The organism is Streptomyces endophyticus (genome assembly GCF_035798155.1).
Classification (GTDB): domain Bacteria; phylum Actinomycetota; class Actinomycetes; order Streptomycetales; family Streptomycetaceae; genus Streptomyces; species Streptomyces endophyticus.
Window position 1 is genome coordinate 1 of record NZ_JAOZYC010000193.1, and the last position, 19,162, is coordinate 19,162.

A 19,162-nucleotide genomic window follows, 5' to 3' on the forward strand; every position below is an offset into this window, starting at 1 on the left:
TGTGGGAGAGTAGGACGCCGCCGAACTAATTTTATGGAAAAGCCCGGGCCGGGATACGGTCCGGGCTTTTCTGCGTTGGGAGCGTCGCCGCGTACCGCGGTACGACGCCCCCGTAGCTCAGGCCACCTGACACTGAGGGTAAAGTCGGGGGGCATCGTTGGTTCGTTCCCCACAGGAGGCCCCCGGGTGGAGGTCCAGGAGACCCGTGTTCAGACGGACAGGGTCCTCACCATCCCGAACATCCTCAGCATGGCGCGTCTCGTCGGCGTGCCCCTCTTCCTGTGGCTCATCCTGCGCCCTGAGTTCGGGGGCCCCAAGAGTGACGGCTGGGCGCTGCTCGTGCTGGCTCTCAGCGGCGTCAGCGACTATCTCGACGGGAAGCTCGCGCGACGCTGGAATCAGATCAGCAGCCTCGGCCGGCTGCTCGACCCGGCTGCTGACCGGCTCTACATTTTGTCCACGTTGGTGGGGTTGACCTGGCGTGACATTCTGCCCATTTGGTTGACGTCCGTACTTTTGGCGCGTGAACTGCTTCTTCTGGTGATGGTGGGGATCCTCAGGCGCCACGGCTATCCGCCGCCCCAGGTGAACTTCCTCGGGAAGGCGGCGACCTTCAACCTGATGTACGCGTTCCCCTTGCTGCTTCTCAGTGACGGAACGGGTTGGATCCACGAACTCGCTGCTATTTTCGGATGGGCGTTCGCTGGATGGGGTACGACGCTGTACTGGTGGGCAGGGATCCTCTACGTGGTTCAAGTCCGCCGGCTTGTCCGGGCGGACTCCATGGCCGATTGAGCTCGCCATTGCGCGTTGGCAGAGGACAGATGGCCCGGCGTGACAAGTGCGGGCCATTCCGGGCGGGCGAAGTCGGCTAGACCGTCGTCTCTTCAAGGAGGACGCTTCCGACATGAAGGCCGTCGTGATGGCCGGAGGCGAAGGCACACGCCTTCGCCCCATGACCTCGAGTATGCCCAAGCCGCTCCTGCCTGTGGCCAATCGGCCGATCATGGAGCATGTGCTCAGGCTGCTCAAGCGGCATGGGCTCAGCGAGACCGTGGTCACCGTGCAGTTCTTGGCTTCACTCGTCAAGAACTACTTCGGGGACGGCGAAGAGCTGGGAATGGAGCTCACCTATGCCAACGAGGAGAAGCCACTCGGCACTGCCGGCAGCGTGAAAAACGCTGAGGAAGCGCTGAAGGACGACTCTTTCCTAGTCATCTCGGGTGACGCCCTTACCGATTTCGACCTCACCGAGCTCATCGAATTCCACAAGGAGAAGGGTGCGCTCGTCACCGTCTGTCTGACGCGCGTACCCAATCCGCTGGAATTCGGTATCACCATCGTCGATGAGGAAGGGAAGGTCGAGCGCTTCCTCGAGAAGCCGACCTGGGGGCAGGTCTTCTCGGACACGGTGAATACGGGCATCTACGTGATGGAACCCGAAGTCTTCGACTACGTCGAGGCCGATGTTCCGGTGGACTGGTCCGGAGATGTCTTCCCGCAGCTGATGAAGGAAGGCAAGCCCATCTACGGCTACGTGGCCGAGGGCTACTGGGAGGACGTCGGCACTCACGAGAGCTATGTGAAGGCCCAGGCCGACGTCCTCGAAGGAAAGGTCGACGTCGAGCTCGACGGGTTCGAGATCTCTCCCGGTGTGTGGGTGGCCGAAGGTGCGGAGGTGCACCCGGACGCCGTGCTGCGTGGACCGCTCTACATCGGCGACTACGCCAAGGTCGAAGCGGATGTGGAGATCAGGGAGCACACGGTCGTCGGCTCGAACGTCGTCGTGAAGAACGGGGCCTTCCTGCACAAGGCCGTCGTGCACGACAACGTCTACATCGGAGAGCACTGCAATCTCCGTGGCTGCGTGGTCGGCAAGAACACCGACATCATGCGGTCCGCGCGGATCGAGGACGGCGCCGTCATCGGCGATGAGTGCCTCGTCGGTGAGGAATCGATCGTCCAGGGCAATGTGCGGGTCTACCCGTTCAAGACCATCGAGGCCGGCGCCTTCGTCAACACGTCGGTCATCTGGGAGTCGCGCGGGCAGGCCCATCTGTTCGGAGCACGGGGCGTCTCCGGGATCCTCAACGTCGAGATCACGCCGGAGCTGGCCGTGCGGCTCGCAGGGGCGTACGCGACGACGCTCAAGAAGGGGTCGACCGTCACGACCGCGCGTGACCACTCCCGTGGTGCGCGTGCGCTCAAGCGGGCCGTCATCTCCGCGCTTCAGGCCAGTGCCATCGACGTACGGGATCTGGAGAACGTGCCGTTGCCCGTGGCGCGGCAGCAGACGGCGCGGGGCAGTGCCGGCGGGATCATGATCCGGACGACGCCCGGGGTGCCGGACTCCGTCGACATCATGTTCTTCGACGAGCGCGGGGCGGATCTGTCGCAGGGCAGCCAGCGCAAGCTGGACCGGGTGTACGCGCGGCAGGAGTACCGCAGGGCGTTCCCCGGGGAGATCGGCGACCTGCACTTCCCGTCGAGCGTCTTCGATTCGTACACGGGGTCCCTGCTGCGCAACGTCGATACGACGGGGGTCGCGGAGGCCGGGCTGAAGGTGGTCGTCGACGCGTCGAACGGGAGCGCCGGGCTCGTGCTGCCCAGCCTTCTCGGGCGGCTCGGCGTCGACTCCCTGACGATCAATCCCGGGCTCGACGAGTCGCGGCCCACGGAGACCGGGGACGCCCGCAGGTCCGGGCTCGTACGCCTGGGGGAGATCGTGGCCTCGGCGCGGGCCGCGTTCGGGGTGCGGTTCGACCCGGTCGGTGAGCGGCTTTCGCTCGTCGACGAGAAGGGGCGGATCGTCGAGGACGACCGGGCGTTGCTCGTGATGCTCGATCTTGTCGCCGCGGAGCGCAGGAGCGGGCGGGTGGCGCTGCCCGTGACCACGACCCGGATCGCCGAGCAGGTTGCGGCGTATCACGGGACGCAGGTCGAGTGGACGACCACGTCGCCCGACGACCTGACGCGCGTGGGGCGTGAGGACGGGACGATCTTCGGTGGGGACGGCCGGGCCGGGTTCATCATTCCCGAGTTCAGCAGCGTGTTCGACGGAGCCGCGGCCTTTGTGCGGCTCATCGGGCTCGTCGCCCGTACGCAGTTGACCCTCAGCCAGATCGACGCGCGGATTCCGCGGGCGCATGTGCTCAAGCGGGATCTGGCCACGCCATGGGCGGTCAAGGGCCTTGTCATGCGTCGCGTCGTGGAGGAGGCGGGCGAGCGGTCCGTGGACACGACCGACGGAGTACGGGTCGTGGAGGCCGACGGGCGTTGGGTGATGGTGTTGCCCGATCCGGCGGAGGCGGTCACCCACCTGTGGGCCGAGGGGCCGGACGACGCCTCGGCCCAGCAGCTGCTCGACGAGTGGTCCGCGGTCGTGGACAGCGCCGGCCGCTGACGCGGATATCTGCTGCCCGACGCTCATTTGGGGCGTCGGGCAGCAGGGCAGTGGGGTCGTTGGGTGGCAGTGACCACGACGTGCGACGATGTGCGGCATGCCGCAGCAGCCCCCCCAACGGAGCACCCCAGAGCGCCCCGCGCGCCCCGCGCGCCCCGACGCTTCCATGTCGCTGCTGAACAACGTCATGGATCACAGCCTGGACGACGGGTACGCGGAGGCCACCGCGCGCAAAGAAGCGCTGGGGCAGAGTGGTCTGCCGAAGACGCTGCGGGCGAAGCTGGGACTTGCGGCGGGACTTGTGCTCGCCGCGCTCGTGGTGACGGTGGGTGCGGCGCAGGCCCGCGTCACCGCGCCGGTGGTGGCCAAGGAGCGCGAGGAGCTGATCGACCGCATCGATCAGGAGACCGAGTCCGCCGACAAGCTGGAGGGGCAGGTCGACTCGCTGCGCGGGCGCGTGGGGGAGATGCAGCGCGAGGCGTTGAAGAAGCACGGTGGCGACACGGCGGAGTTGGCGGGGGTGCTCTCCGGCGCTGTCGCCGTGCACGGCCCCGGTGTGAAGCTCGTCGTCGACGACGCCAAGTCGGCCACCACGGGCGACGGGAGCGGCCCGCGCGAGAGCAATGGTTTCTCCGACACCGGCCGCGTACGCGACCGGGACATGCAGCGCGTCATGAACGGTCTCTGGCAGTCCGGCGCCGAGGCCATCAGTATCAACGGGCAGCGTCTCACCTCGCTGTCCGCGATCAGGGCCGCGGGTGACGCGATACTGGTCGACAACAAGCCGCTGGTGCCGCCGTACACGGTGCTCGCGGTGGGGGACGGGCAACGGCTGAGCACCCGGTTCCAGAACAGCGCCGATGGTCTCTACCTGCACGCGCTGCAGGAGAACTTCGGGGTCAGGACCAGTATTTCGGCCCAGGACGACATCGAGCTTCCTGCCGCACCCAGCGTGATCGTACGTACAGCACAGCCGAGAGCAGAGCAGAAGGGCACATCGTGATCGCCGTACTGGGCCTCGTCGTGGGAGTCGTGGTCGGTCTTTTCGTCCGGCCCGAGGTTCCGGCGGTCGTCGAGCCTTACCTTCCCATCGCCGTCGTCGCGGCGCTGGACGCGGTGTTCGGCGCGCTGCGCGCCATGTTGGACGGGATCTTCGACGACAAGGTGTTCGTCGTCTCGTTCCTGTCGAACGTCGTCGTGGCCGCGCTGATCGTCTTCCTGGGTGACAAGTTGGGCGTCGGCGCGCAGCTGTCGACCGGTGTCGTCGTGGTGCTCGGCATTCGCATCTTCTCCAACGCGGCCGCGATCCGGCGGCATGTGTTCCGGGCGTGAGGCCGATGAGTCAGAACGAGAACGAAGACAACGCAGAGAACCGCGAGAGCGCGCGGAACGAGCAACCGGACGGCGAGGCCGACCAGTTGCGCAAGGAGCTGCCCAAGGTGCTGCCCGCCATGGAGCTGCCCCCCGAGATGCCGCCGGAGAATCGTGCGGCCGAGCGGGAGGCAGTGGCGGATGCGGCCGAACCCGAGGCGCCCGAACCGGAGCCGGCCGGCACGGATGTGCGCCCGGACGCAGGCCCGGACTCCGTCGAACCCGAACTGACCGGGCGGCAACGGCTCGTGAAGGGGCTGTGGCCGCCGCGCGCGTCGCGTGCCCAACTCATCATGGCTGTGTTGCTGTTCGTCCTGGGGCTCGGGCTCGCCATCCAGGTGCGGTCCACCAGCGACAACAGCGCGCTGCGCGGTGCGCGCCAGGAAGATCTCGTTCGCATTCTCGATGAACTGGATGATCGAACTCAGCGTCTTGAGGATGAGAAGCAAGGTCTCGTGGACCAGCGCACCGAGCTGGAGAGCAGTTCGGACCAGGCCGACGAGGCCCGCAAGCAGACGGCCGAGAAGCAGAAGCAGCTCGGCATTCTGGCGGGCACGACGGCCGCACAGGGCCCCGGGATCACCATGACCGTCACCGACACGAAGGGGGCCGTGGAGGCGGACATGCTGCTCGACGCGGTCCAGGAGCTGCGCGCCGCGGGCGCGGAGGCGATCCAGGTGAATGATGTCCGCGTCGTGGCCAACACGTATCTGACGGACGGCAGTGGAGGGAAGGGGATCAGCGTGGACGGGCACGAGATCAGCCGCCCCTACCGGTTCAAGGTCATCGGCAAGCCGCAGGACCTGGAGCCGGCTCTGAACATCCCCGGGGGTGTGGTGCAGACGCTGGAGAAGGAGCAGGCCACGGTGGCCGTGAGCCGCTCGAGCAAGATCGTCGTAGATGCCTTGCGATCGGCGCAACGGCCTGATTACGCTCGGTCGTCCTCGGAGTGAAGCCGGGGGTGCATGGTGAATACCGTGCGAGGGCATGAGGTTGCGGGGGGTCGCCGCAGCAAGGGTGGTGCGCGTGGTGGAAACTGTTTGGCGGATACGGACGTTGTGAGGGTGTCCGTGTCATTGATGTACGCGATGTACGCCGATGTGTGCAGTCAGGGTTCGTCCTGCCCCACGGGCGGGTCTGTTTCGGTCAAGGGGAATCGCCCGTGAAGTTGTTTGCGAAGTTGTTCGGCAAGAGCGCACGTGAGGACGCCCGTCATCGCGCGCCGCGGCAAGGAGATGTGCCCGAGACGCAGGTGGGCGAGCGCCCGCTGTTCCGGGACGAGGTCGCCGGAGGCAATTCGGGCGAACAGGGCGCGTCGTCTGTTGACCCTGCCGGTTCCGGCCGCATAGGTTTCGGAGAACCGTCAACCTCAAGTACGGGTGGAGAGTTCGGCATGTCGGCCCTGGTATGTACGAGGTGCGGAAACCGGAACGGGGAGAACAGCCGGTTCTGCTCCAACTGCGGTGCGCCGCTGCGTGGCGGTGCGGCGCCGGAGGGGCCGTCCGAGACGACGTCCACGATCTCCATCTCCGGCCTCGAGTCCTACGACCCGGAGGCGACGGGGCAGACGCAGCTTCCGGCCCTCTCGCCCGAGGCGCAGGCGGCGGTCGACGCGCTGCCACTGGGCTCGGCGCTCCTGGTGGTGCGGCGCGGTCCGAACTCGGGCAGCCGCTTCCTCCTGGACGGCGAGCTGACCACCGCGGGCCGGCACCCGCAGAGCGACATCTTCCTTGACGACGTGACCGTGTCGCGCCGCCACGTGGAATTCCGTCGCCTGCAGGACGGCTCGTTCACCGTCGCCGACGTCGGCAGCCTCAACGGCACGTATGTGAACCGTGAGCGCATCGACTCGGTGACGATGAACAACGGGGACGAGGTGCAGATCGGCAAGTACCGGCTGGTCTTCTACGCGAGCCAGCGCGGTATCTGAACCGTCCGCGACCCTTCAGGAAGGTCCATGCTGCACACGACGAGTGGCGGTGCCCCCGGGGGTACCGCCACCACGGACAGTCGGCTGACGAGCATCGGCACCGTACTGAACGTGCTCCGAGAAGAGTTTCCCGAAGTCACCATCTCCAAGATCAGGTTTCTGGAGTCCGAAGGCCTCGTCGAGCCCCGGCGCACGCCGTCGGGCTACCGGAAGTTCAGCCCGGACGACGTGGAGCGGCTCGCCCATGTCCTGCGCATGCAGCGGGACCACTACCTGCCGCTGAAGGTCATCAAGGAGCAGCTCGACGCCCTGGAGCCGGGCGAGGTGCTGACCGTGCCCGCGCCGGGACGCCCCGGCGACGCGGAGGACGGCACAGACGTGCCGACCGCCGCGCGGGTCGGCCGGGACGAATTGCTGGCCGCCGTCGGCGTCGAGGAGCACGAGCTCGACGAATGGGAGTCGTACGGGCTCCTCACGCCCCTGCCCGACGGCGGCTACGACGCCTCCGCCGTATCGGTCGCCGAGCTCATCGGCGAGCTGGCCCGGTTCGGGATCGGGCCGCGGCACCTGCGCGTCATGCGGGCGGCCGCGGACCGGGAGGCGGGCCTGGTGGACCAGGTGGTGGCCCCGCTGAAGGTGCACCGCAACCCGCAGACGCGGGCGCATGCCGAGGCCCGTGCCAAGGAGCTGGCAGGCCTCACCGTGAAGCTGCACTCGGCACTTGTGCAGACCGCGCTCGGGGTGCGTCTGCCCTGATCGTGGGCGCGGGTGAGCACCGATGGCCCGGTCCTCGGTGGATGCCCGACTACCCAAACCGGCCGGGCACGTCCTAGGGTTGCTGTGTGAACGAGCTCGACGTCGTAGGTGTCCGGGTCGAAATGCCCTCCAACCAGCCGATCGTGCTCCTGCGTGAAGTGGGAGGCGACCGGTACCTCCCCATCTGGATCGGACCGGGGGAGGCGACCGCGATCGCCTTTGCCCAGCAGGGCATGGCGCCCGCGCGTCCGCTCACGCACGACCTTTTCAAGGATGTCCTTGAGGCGGTCGGACAGGAGCTCACGGAAGTGCGCATCACGGACCTGCGCGAAGGCGTCTTCTACGCGGAGCTGGTGTTCGCGAGCGGGGTCGAGGTCAGTGCCCGCCCGTCGGACGCCATAGCCCTGGCGCTGCGCACCGGTACGCCGATCTTCGGCAGTGACGGGGTCCTGGATGACGCGGGGATCGCGATCCCCGACGAGCAGGAGGACGAGGTGGAGAAGTTCCGCGAGTTCCTCGACCAGATCTCTCCCGAGGACTTCGGCACCAACAGCCAGTGACGCCCGGCCGACGGCCGGGCCCGGCCGTCGAGCGGCGGCGCCCTCGGGACATTCGGCTAGCCTTTCCCGGCGGTGGGTCACGGGAAACCACTCTTAGGGTGATTATCACTCGGCGTGCCTAGTGTGGCGTTCGTTGACGCACCCCCTGTGACTGCCTACCGTCGACAAGGCAGGTCAATGAGGAGGTCGGCGTGAGAAGCAGCGGCGACGGTACGGCGACGGGCGGTCCGTACCTGTTTCACGGCAGCGCGGCCGATCACACTCCGCAGCGCCCGCAGGCTGTGCCTGCGGTGGCGGGGGAGAGCGGCTCGGCCGCTTCCGAGCAGCAGCTGGGGTACCGGGGACCGACGGCATGTGCGGCGGCCGGCATCACCTACCGGCAGCTCGACTACTGGGCCAGGACCGGCCTTGTCGAACCCAGTGTGCGCTCGGCGTACGGATCGGGGACGCAGCGGCTCTACAGCTTCAGGGATGTCGTCGTCCTCAAGGTCGTCAAGCGGTTCCTGGACACGGGCGTCTCGTTGCAGAACATCCGGACGGCCGTGCAGCACCTGCGCGAGAGCGGTTTCCGGGACCTGGAGCGGATGACGCTCATGAGCGACGGCGCGACCGTGTACGAGTGCACGTCGCCGGACGAGGTGCACGATCTGCTCCAGGGCGGCCAGGGGGTCTTCGGGATCGCCGTGGGCGTGGTCTGGCGGGACGTGGACGCCGCGCTCTCGCAGTTGCACGGTGAGCGCGTGGACACCGGCGAGACGATCGTGCCGCCGAATCCCACGGACGAGCTCGCGAGGCGGCGGGGCAGGGCCGTGTGAGGTCCATGGGGCCGCGTTGTCAGTGGCGTAGGGCAGCATCAGTGATGTGAGAACCGCGCCCACGATCCTGCATCTCGACATGGATGCCTTCTACGCCTCTGCGGAGCAGGCGGCGAAGCCGAGCCTGCGCGGGAAAGCGGTCGTCGTGGGCGGGCTCGGTCCGCGCGGTGTCGTGGCCACGGCGTCGTACGAGGCGCGGAAGTTCGGGGTGCACTCCGCGATGCCGATGGGGCAGGCCCGAAGGCTCGCCCCGCATGCCGCCTATCTGGTGCCGCGCTTCCGGCTCTACCGGGAGATCAGCGAGCAAGTGATGGAGCTTCTGGGCGCTCTTTCGCCGCTCGTGGAGCCGTTGAGCCTGGACGAGGCGTTCGTCGATCTCGAAGCCGGTGAGGCGGCCTGGGACGCCGCTTCGGCGGAGGCCGTGGGGTGGCGGCTGCGGGCCGACATCCGGCGCGTGACGGGTCTGACCGGTTCCGTGGGGCTCGCCGCGTCCAAGATGCTCGCGAAGATCGGCTCTGAGGAGGCCAAGCCGGACGGGCTGGTGCTCATACGGCCCGGAACCGAGCGGGCGCTGCTCGGGCCGCGGTCCGTGCGGATCCTGCCCGGCGTCGGGCCCGCGACGGCGGATCATCTGCGGCGGGCCGGGATCCAGACCGTGGAGGAGATCGCGGGGGCCGGCGAGGACGAGCTGGTGCGCCTCCTCGGGAAGGCGCACGGCAGCCATCTGTACGAGATGGCGCTGGCCCGCGACGAGCGGCCCGTCGTCGCCGAGCGGGACTCCAAGTCCGTATCGGTCGAGGACACGTACGACGTGGACATCCATGACCGGGTGCGGGTCCGGATGGAGGTGCGCAGGCTCGCGGGCCGGTGCGTGGAGCGGCTGAGAGCGGCCGAGCGCTCGGGGCGGACCGTGGTGCTGAAGGTGCGGCGCTACGACTTCTCGACGCTGACGCGCTCCGAGACGCTACGGGGGCCGACGGACGATCCCGGGGTGGTGCGGGAGGCCGCGGCGCGGTTGCTGGAGGGCGTGGACACGACCGGTGGCGTGCGGTTGTTGGGGGTCGGTGTCAGCGGGCTTGCCGACTTCACGCAGGAGGACCTGTTCGCGCAGTTCGCCGCCGCGGAGGAGGCTGCCGCCGAGGAGCTGGAGGGGGACGCGGGGTCGGTCGAGTCCGTGGAGGCGGCCGAGCCCGAGCCGACGCCCGTGGAGCGGAAGTGGCTGGCCGGGCACGATGTGCGGCATGCCGAGTTCGGGGCCGGGTGGGTGCAGGGGAGCGGGCTCGGGCGGGTGACCGTGCGGTTCGAGACGCCGTACGCGGAGGTGCCGGGGCGGGTGCGGACGTTCCGGGTCGATGATCCGGAGCTGGAGCCGGCGGAGCCGCTGCCGCTCGTCGAAGGAGCCGAGGAGGCTCAGGTCGGGTCGTCCTCCGCGCCCGCGACCTTGCCGAACGTGACGTCGGGCGACTGAGGAGCCGTGATGTCCAGACCGTAGTGGTCGTAGAGCTGGAGCTCCTGCTCAGGGGAGAGATGGCGGCCCACGCCGAAGTCTGGGGCGTCCTTGATCAGGGAGCGCTCGAAGGGCACGTGCAGCGTGCCTTCCTTGAAGTCGCTGGGTTCGAGCGGGACGAAGGCATCGCGGCTGAACAGGCCGGTCCGTATCGCGGCCCACTCCGGCACGCCCGTGGCGTCGTCCAGGTACACCTCGTCGATGGTGCCGATCTTGGCCCCGTTGCGGTCGAACGCCTTGCGGCCGATCAGGTTGCGCGGATCGACATCGGTCTGCACGGGCCCTCCAACTGATCGCGATGATCGCAACTGGTCTGTAACCACTACGAAAGAGCACATTGTGGAAGGCGGCCACTCGGGGGCTTTGGGCAAGTAGCCGCTGGTAGGCTGGCAGACGGCTGCTGACCCCGTGCGGGAGAGTCCTCCGACAGTCGTCGGAAGGCGCCGAAGGAGCAAATCCTCCCCGGAATCTCTCAGGCCCATGTACCGCACGGACGAGGTCACTCTGGAAAGCAGGGCGGGGTGCACGGTTTCCGCTCTCACCGACGGTGCAAGCCGGTGTGTTCCGTGTTTTCGCGGGGTGGGCCGGTGAAGCTCTCAGGTTGAGATGACAGAGGGGGAGGCCGTCCGGGTACCCGCGCCATGGTGCCCCTCGAAGGTCGCGATGACCAGGAGGCCTCCGCATGACAGCCAACCGTATTCCGCTCTCCCAGTTGGAGCGAGGAATCCCCTTCGAGCAGCGCCACATCGGCCCCGATGGCGCCGCTCAGGCCAAGATGCTCGCGCAGGTCGGCTACGGCTCGCTGGACGAGCTGACCGCGGCCGCGGTGCCCGATGTGATCAAGAGCGCCGAGGCGCTCGACCTTCCGGCAGCCCGCAGCGAGGCCGAGGTGCTCGCCGAGCTGAAGTCGCTCGCCGAGCGCAACCAGGTGCTCGGCTCGATGATCGGCCTCGGCTACTACGGGACGTTCACGCCGCCCGTCATCCTGCGCAATGTCATGGAGAACCCCTCCTGGTACACGGCGTACACGCCCTACCAGCCGGAGATCTCGCAGGGCCGCCTCGAGGCGCTGCTCAACTTCCAGACCATGGTCGCCGAGCTGACCGGACTGCCCACCTCGGGCGCCTCGCTGCTCGACGAGGGCACGGCCGCCGCCGAGGCGATGGCTCTCTCGCGCCGCGTGGGCAAGGTCAAGAACGGCGTGTACGTCGTCGACGCCGATGCCCTGCCGCAGACCATCGCGGTCATCGAGACGCGCGCCGAGCCGACCGGCGTCGAGATCGTCGTCGCCGACCTGAGCGAGGGCCTCCCCGCGGAGGTCGCCGAGCGCGGCGTCGTGGGTGTGCTCGTGCAGTACCCCGGCGCCTCCGGTGTCGTGCGGGACATCAAGCCCGTGATCGACCAGGCGCACGAGCTGGGCGCCATCGTCACCGTTGCCGCTGATCTTCTTGCTCTGACGCTGCTGACCTCGCCCGGTGACCTCGGCGCGGACATCGCCATCGGTACGACGCAGCGCTTCGGTGTCCCGATGGGCTTCGGCGGTCCGCACGCCGGATACATGGCCGTGCGCGAGAAGTTCGCGCGCTCGCTGCCGGGCCGCCTCGTCGGTGTCTCCGTCGACGCCGACGGGAACAAGGCGTACCGCCTCGCCCTGCAGACCCGTGAGCAGCACATCCGCCGCGAGAAGGCGACCAGCAACATCTGTACCGCGCAGGTGCTGCTCGCCGTCATGGCCGGCATGTACGCCGTGTACCACGGGCCCGATGGCCTCAAGTCGATCGCGCGGCGCACCCACCGCTACGCCACCCTGCTCGCCGCGGGGCTCACGGCGGGCGGCGTCGAGGTCGTGCACGGCGCGTACTTCGACACCCTCACCGTGCGGGTGCCGGGCAAGGCCGCCGAGGCCGTCTCCGCCGCGCGCGAGGGGGGCGTCAACCTGCGCCTCGTGGACGCCGATCACGTCTCGCTCGCCTGTGACGAGACCACCACGCGGGCCCAACTGGGCGCCGTGTGGAGCGCGTTCGGTGTAGAGGCGGACATCGAGGCCCTGGACGCCGAGGTGCAGGACACGCTGCCGGACGGGCTGCTGCGCGAGGACGAGTACCTGGCGCACCCCGTCTTCCACCAGTACCGCTCCGAGACGGCGATGCTGCGCTACCTGCGGGCGCTCGCCGACCGCGACTACGCGCTGGACCGCGGCATGATCCCGCTGGGCTCCTGCACGATGAAGCTCAACGCGACGACGGAGATGGAGCCGGTCACCTGGCCCGAGTTCGGCCAGCTGCACCCCTTCGCCCCCGCCGAGCAGGCGCAGGGCTATCTGACGCTCATCCGTGAGCTGGAGGAGCGGCTCGCCGAGGTCACCGGCTACGACAAGGTGTCGCTGCAGCCGAACGCCGGCTCGCAGGGCGAGCTCGCCGGTCTGCTCGCCGTCCGCGGCTACCACCGGGCGAACGGCGACGAGCAGCGCACCGTCTGCCTCATCCCGTCCTCCGCGCACGGCACGAACGCCGCGAGCGCCGTGATGGCCGGCATGAAGGTCGTCGTCGTGAAGACCGCCGACGACGGCGAGGTCGACATCGAGGACCTGCGCGCCAAGATCGAGCAGTACGCCGAGCAGCTCTCCGTCCTCATGATCACCTACCCGTCGACGCACGGTGTCTTCGAGGAGCACGTCGCCGACATCTGCGCCGCCGTGCACGACGCGGGCGGTCAGGTCTACGTCGACGGCGCCAACCTCAACGCCCTGGTGGGCCTCGCCAAGCCGGGCCGCTTCGGCGGCGACGTCTCGCACCTGAACCTGCACAAGACGTTCTGCATCCCGCACGGCGGCGGCGGTCCGGGCGTCGGCCCGGTGGGTGTGCGCGAGCACCTCGCGCCGTACCTGCCGAACCACCCGCTGCAGTCGGCCGCGGGTCCCGAGACGGGTGTCGGCCCGATCTCCGCGGCGCCGTGGGGCTCCGCCGGGATCCTGCCGATCTCCTGGGCGTACGTGCGGCTCATGGGCGGCGAGGGGCTGAAGCGGGCCACGCAGGTGGCCGTGCTCTCCGCGAACTACATCGCCAAGCGGCTCGAGCCGCACTTCCCGGTGCTCTACAACGGTCCGGGCGGCCTCGTCGCGCACGAGTGCATCGTGGACCTGCGGCCGCTCAGCAAGGCGACGGGCGTGAGCATCGATGATGTCGCCAAGCGGCTCATCGACTACGGGTTCCACGCGCCGACCATGTCGTTCCCGGTCGCCGGGACGTTCATGATCGAGCCCACCGAGAGCGAGGACATCGACGAGCTCGACCGGTTCTGCGACGCGATGATCGCGATTCGCGGCGAGATCGAGCGGGTCGCCACCGGCGAGTGGGCGGCCGACGACAACCCGCTGCGGAACGCTCCGCACACGGCCGGGATGCTCGGCGGTGAGTGGGAGCACGCGTACAGCCGGGAAGAAGGTGTCTTCCCGGCCGGGGTGGTCGCCTCGGACAAGTACTGGCCGCCGGTGCGGCGCATCGACCAGGCGTTCGGCGACCGGAACCTGGTGTGCTCCTGCCCGCCACTCGACGCCTACGAGGGCTGATCCACTCGGGACTGCGCGGCCTCTGGTCGCGCAGTCCTGCTCAGCTGATCCCTACGCCGCCGTCACCACCGTGCCCAGTGGGCGGTGCGGGGCGATGATCCTGCCACTGGGCAGCAGCTCGCCGGTGTCCTCGAAGAGCAGGACCCCGTTGCAGAGGAGGCTCCACCCCTGCTCGGGGTGGTGAGCCACAGGGAGTGCTGCTTCCCTGTCCTCGGATTCCGCTGTCGGGCAGGCTGGCTGGTGCTGGCACATGGATGGGATCTTTCGCTGCGAAGTGATCTCGATGACGTGGGCTGTGCTTGCTGTACTGGCGGTGCTGGTGGTGCCTGTCGTGCTGCGGCTTGAAGGCTTGTTCATGGCCGCCCCCCGATTTCGTGAGTTCTGGAACCCAGTGTTGCCCTGTGGGCGTCAATCCGCAGGGATTTCCTTGCAGCGGTCCTTATGGGTTGGAGACGCATCACCCGTGCGGACGGTTCAGTCCAACTCGACTCTCCCTTCGGGTGGTTAGGAGTGGTCGGTACGGGCTAGTCCGCTCGGGCAGGGCTGTGCCCCGCGACCGGACGGCGAACGGTGCGGGGCACAGGCAGGCGCGACAGGGGCCGTCGGCGGGCCCCGGCCGGTCAGGCGAGCAGTCCGGCGGCGGCCGGGGTCGGCGTCAGGCGGAGCGTGAGGACCGGCAGGAGCTCGGCCACCCGGTGCGGGCGGTGCGGGGCGATGCCGGGCGGGGCGGGTGCCAGCGGGACGAGGATGTCGTCGGCCGCCGGCTGGCCGCTCGCCGGGTCGGCGGTGCGCTCGCCGTGCAGCCACAGCGTGAGCATGTAGAGCTCGGGTACGGAGAGCAGCCGCGGCTGATAGGTCTGGGGCAGCGACTCCGCCTGCCGCAGGGCGCGTTCGGTGGACCTGATGTAGGGACCCTCGAAGAAGTGCGAGAAGGCCCAGCCGTCCGGGGTGAGCATGGTGTCGGCCGCCGCCACCGCGCGCTCCCCGCAGCGGATCAGGAATCGCCAGCCGGTCAGACGGGCCCTGGATGGCCCGGTGGTCTCGGTGATGTGGTCCAACACATGGAGGGGCAGCGGGAGTTCGGGGGTGGCGGGTCCCTGTGCGGCGCGCAGGGACGGGGTGCGTGCCTCGCGGACGGCGGTGGGGGAACCGAGAGCCGTGAGGACACTGCGCAGGGCAGGCGCGGGAGCCGGTGGGACGTGCAGCGGCATGGTGGGTCGCCTCTCATTCGACAGGCATGTGATGCGAGGGCGGTGCGGTACGAGCGGACGGCACTGTCTGCTGCGGGTGCACAGGGGTACACGGGGCAAAGGGGGCGGGGGTCCGGACCGAATCCGGGCGGCGGGCGCCAACCCTCTGTCTCGCCAGCGGAGTTTATACGATGCGTGTTCACGGAGTGTTTCCTCTAGCACGCCGCCCGGATTTCGCAAGGTGCTATTCGGGCGCGATTCCCATGAGGTTTTGTGGGTATTCTCCCCATTTGCGGCGAGGGTGTCGTGCGTGACCTCGACGTCTTTCGGCCGAGCGGTCGGCGTGTTCTTGTCGGCGTTTTTCACCAGGGCCGCGAGCGACAGAGATTGCGGGCGGCCGCATGCCTAAGGAATGTGCCCTCGGGTAACCGCCTTGAGGCTACTGCTCCGTGGACGCGCGCGGGGCGTTATGGATCACATTGCCGGGGCATCATCCACCGTGACACGCGGCCGGGACGGAGCAACAAGGGGTCGCCCGTGCGAGGAGGGACGCTTCCATGGGGGAGAAGGTCGTTGCGGGGACGGTCGGCCTGGCCGACCCGCGGAGCTATCGGGAGAAGCTCAAGGAGTGCCTGGAGGGGTTCGGGAGGCTGCTGGAGGAGAAGCGTTTCGACCGTCCGCAGAATCTCATGGGGCTTGAGATCGAGCTGAATCTCGCGGGGCCCGACGGGCTGCCGAGAATGATGAATGCGGAAGTTCTTGAGCGCATCGCGAGCCGTGATTTCCAGACCGAACTCGCGATGTTCAATCTCGAAGTGAACATCGCCCCGCACCGGCTCGGTGGCCGCGTTCTCGACCAACTCGCCGAGGAACTGCGCACGGGGCTCGGATATGCGCACCGGAAGGCGAACGAGGTCGACGCGGGAATCGTGATGATCGGCATTCTGCCGACGCTGAGCGCGGACGATCTGGTCTCCGCGAACCTGTCGGACGTCGACCGCTACACCCTGCTCAACGACCGGATCGTGGCCGCGCGCGGTGAGGACTTCGCGCTGGACATCACCGGTGTCGAGCGGCTGACCTGTACGTCCTCCTCGATAGCGCCCGAAGCCGCGTGCACATCCGTGCAGTTGCACCTCCAGGTGACGCCGGGGCGTTTCGCCGATGTGTGGAACGCGGCGCAGGCGGTGGCCGCCGTGCAGATCGCGCTCGGCGCCAACTCGCCCTTCCTGTTCGGCCGCGAGCTGTGGCAGGAGTCGCGGCCGCCGCTGTTCCAGCAGTCCACGGACACCCGGCCGCCGGAGCTCGCGGCGCAGGGCGTGCGGCCGCGCACCTGGTTCGGGGAGCGCTGGATCGATTCCGCGTACGACCTGTTCGAGGAGAACCTCAAGTACTTCCCGCCGCTGCTGCCGATTCTCGACGACGAGCAGCCGCTCGACGTCATCGCCAAGGGCGACACCCCGAGCCTCGCCGAACTCGTCCTGCACAACGGCACGGTGTACCGCTGGAACCGCCCCGTGTACGGCATCGCGGACGGTGTGCCGCACCTGCGCGTCGAGAACCGGGTGCTGCCCGCGGGGCCCACCGTCACGGACGTCATCGCCAACACCGCGTTCTACTACGGCGTCGTCCGCGCCCTGGCCGAGGAGTCCCGGCCGGTGTGGTCGCGGCTCCCGTTCGCCGCGGCCGCCCGCAACTTCGACACCGCCTGCCGGTACGGCATCGACGCGCGCCTGGAGTGGCCGCGCAGGGGCCGGTTCGGCGGCACGGAGCGGGTGCCGGCCGTGAACCTCGTACGGGACGAGTTGTTGCCGCTCGCGGCGGCCGGGCTCGACGCGTGGGGCGTGGCACCGGCCGACCGGGACCTGTACCTGGGGGTGATCGAGGAGCGGTGCCGGCGGCGGATGAACGGTGCGGCGTGGCAGTCGGCGACGTATCACCGGGCCCTGGAGAGCGGTCTCGCGCGGGACGCGGCGCTCGCGGCGACCACGCGCCGGTACTGCGAGCTGATGCACCGGGGCGAGCCGGTGCACAGCTGGCCGGTCGGGTTGCCGGCGCCGGCCGTTCCGCTGCGCTGAAGGGGCCCGGTCGACCTGCTCAGTTGCCCTTGGAGCCCGCCTCGATGATGGCCTTCAGGATGACCTGCTGGATGTCCGCCGGGTCGCTGACCTGGTGTCCTGAGCCCCCCGTCGCCTCGGCGACCTGCTCGACCTCCCGCTTGTCCGTGTCGGGCCCCACGGCGATGACGATCAGCGGGACGGGGTGGTCGGGGTCGGCGAGGCTGTCGAGCTTCTTGATGAGGCTCTCGCGGGAGATCGACCCCTCGTCCTCATTGACGCCGTCGGTGACCACCACGACGGCGTTGAACCTGCCGCTCTTGTACGAGGACGTGGCCTCCTTGTAGGCCGCGAGCGTGGTGTCGTACAGACCCGTCGCCCCGCCGGGCACCGGCTGGAGCGCGGTGAACGCGGCCGACAGGCGGTCGCGCCGGGTGCCGGAGCCGACCTGGTCGCCGAGGCGCTCGGTCGGCACGAGCTTCTTGTAGTCGCGATTGCCGTCGAGGAACGTGGCGAACTCCCACAGGCCGATCTCGTCCTCCGGCGTGAACGTGGACAGGGCCGCCAGCATCGACGCCTTCGTCACCTCCATGCGGGACTCGCCGCGGCTGGGCACGATGTTCCCCATCGAGGCCGACGCGTCCACGACCGTCGTGAGCCGGGCGCTCTGCACCGTGATCGTCCACATGCCGAGGGTCTCCTCCAGCTGCTCCTCGGTGGGCGCCTTGGCCGCCACGCGCGCGTACGGCTGCGGGGAGCGGCCGCCGGCGCGTGAGACGACCGTCGCGGGGGACCGGCCGCTGTCCGTGCGGAAGCCGTGCTTCTCCAGGATCTTGCGGCCCTCGGGCGCGCCGAGCAGTGTCATGAAGCGGACGGCCGCCCGGCTCTCGTCGGTGCTCAGCCTGTCCTCGCCGACCAGCGAGAACGGGTAGTCGAGGGCGGGCGAGCCGTCCTTCGGATAGAAGAGGTCGACCGAACCCGCGTCGCCCGCCTCCTTGTTGTGCGTGTACGCGGCCTGCTCGGACAGGATCAGCGCCTCGTTGCGCCGCGGATTGCCCTGTTCGGTGCCGGAGTTGTCGCGCGGCACGGTATCCATGAGCTGCGCGTCGCTGTCGGACGTGCGCTGCGAGAGGCTCTTGGCCATGGAGGCGGCCTGCGTGCCGTCCCCCTTCTTGGACGTGGCGGCCAGCTTGGTCAGCGCGAGCAGTCCGCTGGCGCTGCGGGCGGGGTCGGCGGCGCCCAGGCGCAGCTTGTCGCCCTGCATGGCGGCGCCCGCCAACTGGGTCCACGTGTACGTCTTTCGCGGCCAGCCGAAGGACTTCGCGGCCGTCGGCACCATGCCCACGCCGATCGGCGAAGAGGCGACGTTGCCGGCCGGTGTGACCTCGGTGTCCCCGGTGCCCGTGGTGACGCGCTGCACCCAGACGTCCGAGTCCGGCACCCACACCTGGAAGTCCGCCGCACCCTTGCCTGCGCGCAGGGTGTCGGCGACCTTGTACGCGTCCCGCGCGGTGACGGCGACGTCGAGGCAATTGCCGTCGGAGGTGAGCTTCTCGCGGTGGGCGTGCTCCGCCGCCTCGCGCAGCGCCGGGGCCATGTCGGGGGAGGCGACCACATCGAGATGGACCTCGTCCTCGCATCCGCCGCCGAGGCCGAGCAGCTCGGGGCGGGCCACCGCGGCCGTGCCCGCCGCGGCCACGACGACGAGGGCGGTCGCGATGGCCGCGGTCCGCCCGCGTGAGCGGGGACGGGGTGCCGCGGTGGCCGCCCCGTACTCGTCGGGCATGCTGCTGTGACGTCCCATGGCGGTGGTGCCCCTCCCTGAGCCACAAAGGCAGTTGCGGTATAAGCGGTGGAGCGGTGGAGGGGAGCGGTGCGCCGAATTGCGTCGCCTCGGCCCCCTCGGCCTGTCGCGCGCGATCTTCGTACCTGCATTCGAGACCCTAGCGGGACGTTGTGACGGAAGTGGCTGGATTTGCCAACTGGAGGCAGGTGTGCAGGTGGA

Annotated in this window: 16 protein-coding genes and 1 riboswitch; of the genes, 12 read left to right on the forward strand and 4 right to left on the reverse strand. The window is 69.0% G+C overall.

The window, feature by feature from the left end:
• Nucleotides 1–186: 186 nt before the first annotated feature.
• From OKJ99_RS38640 to OKJ99_RS38685, 10 genes are all read left to right on the forward strand, one after another.
• Nucleotides 187–795 carry a CDP-alcohol phosphatidyltransferase family protein gene (locus tag OKJ99_RS38640; RefSeq protein ID WP_326023103.1) on the forward strand — a complete coding sequence of 203 codons (609 nt, stop codon included), beginning with the start codon at nt 187–189 and terminating at the stop codon, nt 793–795.
• 112 nt (nt 796–907) lie between these two features.
• The gene (locus OKJ99_RS38645) at nt 908–3,403 is read left to right on the forward strand and encodes a mannose-1-phosphate guanyltransferase (protein WP_326023104.1); all 2,496 of its coding nucleotides are present in this window, start codon (nt 908–910) and stop codon (nt 3,401–3,403) included.
• An 88-nt stretch (nt 3,404–3,491) separates the two neighbouring features.
• Nucleotides 3,492–4,406, forward strand: coding sequence for a DUF881 domain-containing protein (locus OKJ99_RS38650; protein WP_326023105.1), 915 nt, complete (start codon nt 3,492–3,494; stop codon nt 4,404–4,406).
• Entirely contained in the window at nt 4,403–4,735 is a 333-nt protein-coding gene (locus tag OKJ99_RS38655) for a small basic family protein (protein ID WP_266722032.1), read from the forward strand. Before OKJ99_RS38650 ends, OKJ99_RS38655 begins: the two co-directional genes overlap by 4 nt.
• Nucleotides 4,736–4,740: 5 nt before the next feature.
• Complete coding sequence (locus tag OKJ99_RS38660) at nt 4,741–5,727, forward strand: DUF881 domain-containing protein (protein WP_326023106.1); 987 nt, start codon at nt 4,741–4,743, stop codon at nt 5,725–5,727.
• Nucleotides 5,728–5,849: 122 nt separating this feature from the next.
• Entirely contained in the window at nt 5,850–6,704 is an 855-nt protein-coding gene (locus OKJ99_RS38665) for an FHA domain-containing protein (RefSeq protein ID WP_326023137.1), read from the forward strand.
• Between the two features lie 27 nt (nt 6,705–6,731).
• Nucleotides 6,732–7,460: a transcriptional regulator FtsR gene (gene ftsR / locus OKJ99_RS38670; RefSeq protein WP_326023107.1), complete on the forward strand. Its 729-nt coding sequence runs from the start codon at nt 6,732–6,734 to the stop codon at nt 7,458–7,460.
• Nucleotides 7,461–7,546: 86 nt separating this feature from the next.
• Entirely contained in the window at nt 7,547–8,020 is a 474-nt protein-coding gene (locus tag OKJ99_RS38675; RefSeq protein ID WP_005475662.1) for a bifunctional nuclease family protein, read from the forward strand.
• Between the two features lie 191 nt (nt 8,021–8,211).
• A complete protein-coding gene (locus tag OKJ99_RS38680) occupies nt 8,212–8,835 on the forward strand; it encodes a MerR family transcriptional regulator (RefSeq protein ID WP_326023108.1) in 624 nt (207 codons plus the stop codon).
• Nucleotides 8,836–8,881: 46 nt separating this feature from the next.
• Nucleotides 8,882–10,303 carry a DNA polymerase IV gene (locus OKJ99_RS38685; RefSeq protein ID WP_326023109.1) on the forward strand — a complete coding sequence of 474 codons (1,422 nt, stop codon included), beginning with the start codon at nt 8,882–8,884 and terminating at the stop codon, nt 10,301–10,303.
• Here the strand turns inward: OKJ99_RS38685 and OKJ99_RS38690 are convergent.
• Nucleotides 10,246–10,620: a PRC-barrel domain-containing protein gene (locus OKJ99_RS38690; RefSeq protein ID WP_326023110.1), complete on the reverse strand. Its 375-nt coding sequence runs from the start codon at nt 10,618–10,620 to the stop codon at nt 10,246–10,248. The two genes, OKJ99_RS38685 and OKJ99_RS38690, sit on opposite strands and share 58 nt — an antisense overlap.
• 123 nt (nt 10,621–10,743) lie before the next feature.
• Nucleotides 10,744–10,840, forward strand: a riboswitch (glycine riboswitch).
• A gap of 184 nt (nt 10,841–11,024) precedes the next feature.
• On the opposite strand from OKJ99_RS38690, the gene gcvP reads away from it, so the two are divergent.
• Nucleotides 11,025–13,910, forward strand: a complete 2,886-nt coding sequence (gcvP, locus tag OKJ99_RS38695) for an aminomethyl-transferring glycine dehydrogenase (protein WP_326023111.1) — start codon at nt 11,025–11,027, stop codon at nt 13,908–13,910.
• A 51-nt stretch (nt 13,911–13,961) separates the two neighbouring features.
• Here gcvP and OKJ99_RS38700 read toward each other — a convergent pair whose 3' ends face one another.
• The gene (locus OKJ99_RS38700; RefSeq protein ID WP_326023112.1) at nt 13,962–14,162 is read right to left on the reverse strand and encodes a DUF5999 family protein; all 201 of its coding nucleotides are present in this window, start codon (nt 14,160–14,162) and stop codon (nt 13,962–13,964) included.
• 368 nt (nt 14,163–14,530) lie between these two features.
• Nucleotides 14,531–15,121, reverse strand: a complete 591-nt coding sequence (locus tag OKJ99_RS38705) for a hypothetical protein (protein WP_326023113.1) — start codon at nt 15,119–15,121, stop codon at nt 14,531–14,533.
• A gap of 536 nt (nt 15,122–15,657) precedes the next feature.
• Here OKJ99_RS38705 and OKJ99_RS38710 point away from each other — a divergent pair.
• On the forward strand, nt 15,658–17,178 hold the full coding sequence (locus tag OKJ99_RS38710) for a glutamate-cysteine ligase family protein (RefSeq protein WP_326023114.1): 1,521 nt from the start codon (nt 15,658–15,660) through the stop codon (nt 17,176–17,178).
• Nucleotides 17,179–17,197: 19 nt separating this feature from the next.
• Here the strand turns inward: OKJ99_RS38710 and OKJ99_RS38715 are convergent, their stop codons facing one another.
• Nucleotides 17,198–18,961 (reverse strand): substrate-binding and VWA domain-containing protein, encoded by a 1,764-nt coding sequence (locus OKJ99_RS38715; protein ID WP_326023115.1) that lies wholly within the window; start codon nt 18,959–18,961, stop codon nt 17,198–17,200.
• Between the last annotated feature and the right edge of the window lie 201 nt (nt 18,962–19,162).